The sequence below is a fragment of the Lentimicrobiaceae bacterium genome, assembly GCA_028697555.1.
Classification (GTDB): Bacteria; Bacteroidota; Bacteroidia; order Bacteroidales; family UBA4417; genus UBA4417.
Genome location: JAQVEX010000080.1, coordinates 1 through 5862, shown reverse-complemented (window position 1 = coordinate 5862; position 5862 = coordinate 1). Strand labels below are relative to the sequence as shown.

The following is a 5862-nucleotide window of genomic DNA, read 5'->3' as shown; positions in this document are numbered from 1 at the left end:
GATTTCGAAGTGGCGGAGGAAGATAATTCTGAGCCTGAACCCATCGCATTCGTTATGGTTGAGCAAAAACCTATATATCCGGGAGGAGATAGTGCTCTCTTAAAATTTATTGCAGATAATGTCACTTATCCCGAAGAGGCAAAGCAAAATATGATTTCTGGGAAAGTATACGTTCAATTTGTAATTGACATTGATGGTAAAGTAACAAATGTTAGTATTGTGCGAGGAATTGACCCGTCATTAGACCAAGAAGCAAAAAGGGTGATAGAACTTTTGCCACAATGGACTCCAGGAAAGCAGAGAGGGAAGCCAGTTCCTGTGTCATATCTAATTCCAATATTTTTTCAACTCAACTAGCAAGTCCTTGGAGCTTTTTTCCTAAATCGATTGTATTTTTTCTTTTTTATCGGCTGAGGATTATTCTGCTTGTCAGCAGCGCATATCATATTGGAATTTATCGGCATATCATTAACCGATAAAGAGTCTTTGCAATTTGTGGCCCATTGAAGGTCGAACGATACCATAGTGATAGCTGATGGAAGAAATTTATTGTTGTTTTTCATGCCCGATTCGTAAATACAATGTATTACTCCCGTAGAGTCAATTGCTAAATCTGAGTAACCTGCAATGCCAGGGTCGATTACTTTCGAAACGGGAAAAGTTACGGCTTCGTCATAACTTATTCTTAATGTAAGATTCGATCTCTCTCTTTTAGGTGCCGCCTTGCTTGTTGTACCTCTTTTCATGCTCCAGGGCGACATTCTACTGTCGGGATTAACAAAGAGAATCCGATTTTGGTCTTGAAAAGGACGAATAGAATATCTAATCATCGAAGCATGACAAATTGGCTCGAAGAAATTGTCGGAATAGTATGGTCTTGTCCAATTGCTAACACCATTTGGACTTATAGAAACCAATCTTCTGTAATTTGGTGATTCGTTTCTCATGTTAAACATTACAAACCCATCGGCAGTTTCGACACAAATGGCTTCGTTAGGAAATATAAGAGTGTCGTTATTCGGGCTTATAATATCTCCTGTTTCCCATGTTTTGCCAAAGTCGTCGCTAAATAAAACCGTTGAAATTGATGGATGATGTGCAAGAGTATTAGTTGCAGAATCAACTGCGCCACTAGACGACATCCAAACAGGAACAATTATTCGCCCTGAGCTTAGCTGAGTTCCATGACCAGGGCCAGTAGCGATAACCTTCCAAGGATATTCTGCTTTGATTTTTTCAAAAGAAGCAGTAATATTAACTGGCTTTTCCCACGATAGGCCATCATCAGAACTACAGGTATAGTAAACGATTGAATAACCAACAGTATAAACAACATGCAGCTTATTCTCGAAGTAATCGAAAATAGGAACTGCGTTTGAACAAGTAGTAATTCCGTAATCTCCTAGAATTGAGATATCTGTCCAAGTATTACCCTTATCATAACTTGCCCTAAAAACTATATTTGAAGGATCCCAATCTCCCCCTCTGCCTTTGCGACCTTCAGCAAAAATCATTATTGTTCCTTTTTGGGTAGTGACAATTGATGGAATTCTAAAAATGTAGTACTGTGTATTCATTGGGTCTAAAACAACTTGCTTTCTAAAAAACCCACACTCTTGTGAATGCAGATAGATATAGCTAATTGTTAAAAGAAACACCAAAAATATTTTCAATAATTTGCTCATAAAATTCAATCTCGTATTTTAGCAAATAAACGTATTTTTTTTGATTCATATTACATAATTAATAACTTTGTAAAAAAATAGTTTTAGTTTATGATTCACATAGTTTTAGGTGCCAGTCCAAACCCCCGCAGATATTCATACAGAGCTACCGAATTATTAGCCTCGGAGGGAAAGCAAGTGATACCCGTTGGAGTAAAAACTGGAGAAATTAGTGGTCTTTCAATTCAGAATTATTACCCCGAAGATTTAAAAATTGACACTATAGCGATGTATTTATCACTAGAAAATCAGGAAAAATATTATGATCTAATTCTATCAAATCTTCCTCGTCGCATAATTTTTAATCCTGGCACATACAATCCCGATTTCCAAAAGCAACTTACAGACAAGGGGGTTATTGTTGTTAACGACTGTGTATTAGTTATGGTAAGCAGAAATATTTATTAGTCACAAAAAAAAAATAAGTTATTTAATAAATTTTATATTTTTGTGAGCTGAAAATAACAAAATAGTGATGCAGGAAACGAAACAGGATAATGTATTTAACTTAACTGATTTTGTAGGATTTATTTCTAAGTACAAAATAGCATTGTTCGTTATTGGTGTGGTTTCTGCTATAGTTTCGTTAATTGTTTGCATAAGCATTCCTCCCAAGTTTAAATCTACTGTAATTTTATTTCCGACATCATCAGGAAGTATTTCGCAGGCACTTATTACCGAAAGTCAGCAAAAAAAGGAAATTTTGAATTTTGGGGAAGAGGAGGATGTTGAGCAATTAATGCAAATTTTGTTATCATCCGAAATTCGTAACAGAATTATTGAAAAGTATGATTTGTTTAGGCATTATAGAATTGATCCTGGAGCAAAATATGCTTATACAAGTTTATATCGCAAATACGATGCAAACATAGAGATTTCGCGAACCGAATATATGTCTATCCGTATTGATGTTTTGGATGAAAGCGCAGACACGGCGGCCTTAATAGCAAACGATATTGCAGCACTCGTTGATAGTATCTATGCAAATATTCAAAGAGAGCGCGCAACTAAGGCATTTATCATTGTTGAAAAAGAATTTATTGCACAAAAAGAAAAAATTAAAGCAATAGAAGATTCTCTTTCTGTTTTAAGTAAGCTTGGTGTAATTGATGTTAAGTCTCAAACCGAGATGTATAGTGAGCAGCATGCTATTGCAATTGCTTCTGGGAACGAACGAGCAAAAGTTGAAATAGAAAAAAAGCTCGAGGTGCTTGCGACTTATGGAAGCTCTCACTCAATCCTTAAAGAACAAATGTTTGAGGAAGTAAAGCAACTTGCAGTAATTGAAGCAAAATACAGAGAAGCAAAGATTGACCTTGAGCAAAACCTGCCAAACACTTATATCGTAAGTCCGGGTGAAGTTGCTGATAGAAAACATTATCCGATTTACTGGTTAACGATTAGTGTTAGTGTATTGTCAACAATGTTGTTTTCAATAATTTTACTTATTTTATTTGATAAGTACATTAAAAAAAAAAGTCTTTTCGAACTTAAAACAGAGCTAGAGAAAATAAAAAGTGAATTTGAACTACCTAAATACGATGTTATGGAAAGTTATTTTAAAACAAAAAGTATATTCGCACTTATAATGAAGTGGAAATGGCATCTTCTTGTTCTGGCTGTTGTTGCTGGAGCAATGGGAGCATTGTTTTCTTCTTCTTGGTTTATAAAGCCAAAATATAAATCTAGTGCGGTAGTTTATCCAGCTAATATTGCACCACTCTCCGAAGAATCGGAAAGTGAGCAAATGCTTGAGCTTATTCAAAGTGATGACATCAAGTTTATGGTTGTTGATGCATTTGATTTATATGAACATTATGGAATAAGCAAGGACGATCCAAATCACGTGTGGAAAATCCTTAAGTATTATAATGGGAATGTTAATATTCAGAAAACACCAAACGAAGCTATTGTAATAACTGTAACAGATATAGATCCTCAGGTTGCTTCCGACATGGCTGATTCAATTATCTCGTTTTATGACAAGTTGGTTCTTAATCTTAACATAAAAAAATCAAAAGAAATTGTAAGCATTTATAAAAAGCAATTCGATATTAAAGTTAAAGAAATAGACAGTCTTGGTAATTTATTAAAAACCTATAGAACAGAGTATGGAATGCTTGACATGACAGCTCAGGTTGAAAAATATACCGAGGCAATTTACAGTGGTAGAAGTCTTGACGAAGCTAGAACAGTACTTGGTAATTGGCAGGAATATGGCGCGGAGTATCATAAAAACGATTCTTTGTTTTATTATGCTCTATCAGACATGCACACTGCTAAGAATATTTATGAAAATGCCCTTAGAGATGCTGGTAAAGTTCAAACTTACTCTCATGTAATTTCTAAACCATTTCCTGCAGATAAAAAGTCTTATCCTGTGCGTTGGTTGATTGTTTTATTTTCAGTTTTAGGAGCATTCATGGCAGGAACAATACTTATTTCCATAATTGAAGGAGCTAAAAAAACCAAATGACGGTTTCGGAGCAAAAATATAAACTGATAGCATTTTATGCTATTTCACTTCTTTTTATCATTACAAATTCGCTGATAATTATTAAGGAAGAGAGTTTTTTATTTAATCTTGTTCCTCTTGCAATTATAGTTTTCTTTGCACTATTCTTTGCTCTCGATAAGGTTTTGCTATACTCAGTTTTTTTAGTCCCCCTCTCTGTTCCTTTAGCAACTTTTGCACCTGGATTTGATTTTAATGTTGATTTGCCAACAGAACCAATTTTTGTAAGTATTCTGATTATTTTCATTTTAAAACAGCTTTTAGAAAGAAATTTCGACAGATCAGTTGCTAGGCATCCAATTTCATTGGCTTTGTATTTTTATCTGGCCTGGAGATTTATTACAATTTTTACTAGCACGATGCCTCTTGTTTCAATCAAATATTTTGTTGCTTCGTTATGGTTTATAATACCATTCTTTTTCTTATTAACGCAAGTTTTTAAAAAACCTGAAAATATTAATCGTTTCTTTTGGCTGTACATTATTCCATTTTGCATTGTTATAACTTATACAATGGTAAAACATGCCAACCGTGGATTCAGTCAAAGCTCTGCAAACTATGTAATGTATCCGTTTTATAACGATCACACATCATACGGTGCAATGCTTGCGATGTTTATACCTGTGCTTATAGGTTTTCTTTTTAATAAAGAATTAAAATCTAAACTTAGACTAATTTCAGGAGTGGTTTTAGGTTATTTCCTTGTCGCGATAACATTATCATACACTCGTGCAGCTTGGGTAAGCTTGTTGGGTGCATTAGGAGTATATATAGTTTTAAGATTTAAAATAAATTATAAAGTTGTAATATCTGGTATCGTAATAGTTGTTGGTTTATTTTTCGCATTTCAAGATCAGATATTTATGTCGCTTGAAGGCAATAAACAAGACTCCTCCACCGATTTTAGCGAGCACATAAAATCTATTAGTAACGTTGCAACCGATGCTTCAAATTTGGAGAGGATAAACCGATGGAATTGTGCCGTGAGAATGTTTAAAGAGAAACCCATTTTTGGTTGGGGACCAGGAACATACCAGTTTAATTACGCGCCATTTCAGTTTTCTTATGAAAAAACAATTATAAGCACTAATGCAGGAGATATGGGAAATGCCCACAGCGAATATTTAGGGGCGCTTTCTGAGACAGGATTACCCGGTATGCTGTCGTTTATATTGGTTTCGTTGGTAATATTTGTTACTGCTGTTAAGAATTATATTCATGCCGAATCATATTCTTTAAAAATTATTACCGCATCAACAATTGCTGGAATAACAACCTACCTGCTTCATGGATTTTTAAATAATTTCCTAGATACCGACAAAGCTGCTGTACCATTTTGGGGTTTTGCAGCAATTATTGTTGCTATTGACATTTATCACAACAAAAAACGAAGGGAAAAACCTATTGATCTAATAGAAAACAATGAAAATGCTTAGTGCTATAGGTCAATTCCTTTGCAGCAAATCTGTTTTTTGTAATCCTTTGTAAAAAATTTAAATGATTATCCGTATTTGTACCTAAATTCATTTTTATAACTAACGCTCGCCACTAGTAATCTATTGAACAGAGCTTCTCCGTAGTATCTACGATTAAACTTATAGCAAAATTCATCAAGATAGTTTT

6 protein-coding genes are annotated in these 5862 nt (G+C 34.3%); 4 read left to right on the top strand and 2 right to left on the bottom strand.

The genetic code is table 11. From position 1 onward, the window contains the following. On the top strand, positions 1–357 hold a 357-nt coding region (locus PHP31_09775; GenBank protein ID MDD3739564.1), incomplete at its 5' end, for an energy transducer TonB. Here PHP31_09775 and PHP31_09770 read toward each other — a convergent pair. Further along, positions 354–1685: a sialidase family protein gene (locus tag PHP31_09770; GenBank protein MDD3739563.1), complete on the bottom strand. Its 1332-nt coding sequence runs from the start codon at positions 1683–1685 to the stop codon at positions 354–356. The genes PHP31_09775 and PHP31_09770 overlap by 4 nt on opposite strands. 90 nt (positions 1686–1775) lie before the next feature. Here PHP31_09770 and PHP31_09765 point away from each other — a divergent pair, with 90 nt between their 5' ends. The 3 genes from PHP31_09765 to PHP31_09755 all read left to right on the top strand — a co-directional run bounded on the left by PHP31_09765 (position 1776) and on the right by PHP31_09755 (position 5675). After that, a complete protein-coding gene (locus PHP31_09765; protein MDD3739562.1) occupies positions 1776–2132 on the top strand; it encodes a CoA-binding protein in 357 nt (118 codons plus the stop codon). Positions 2133–2199: 67 nt separating this feature from the next. After that, entirely contained in the window at positions 2200–4200 is a 2001-nt protein-coding gene (locus PHP31_09760; GenBank protein ID MDD3739561.1) for a hypothetical protein, read from the top strand. Further along, positions 4197–5675, top strand: a complete 1479-nt coding sequence (locus tag PHP31_09755) for an O-antigen ligase family protein (GenBank protein MDD3739560.1) — start codon at positions 4197–4199, stop codon at positions 5673–5675. The genes PHP31_09760 and PHP31_09755 overlap by 4 nt, the downstream gene beginning before the upstream one ends. Positions 5676–5740: 65 nt before the next feature. Here the strand turns inward: PHP31_09755 and PHP31_09750 are convergent. Next, on the bottom strand, positions 5741–5862 hold a 122-nt coding region (locus tag PHP31_09750), incomplete at its 5' end, for an IS1595 family transposase (GenBank protein ID MDD3739559.1).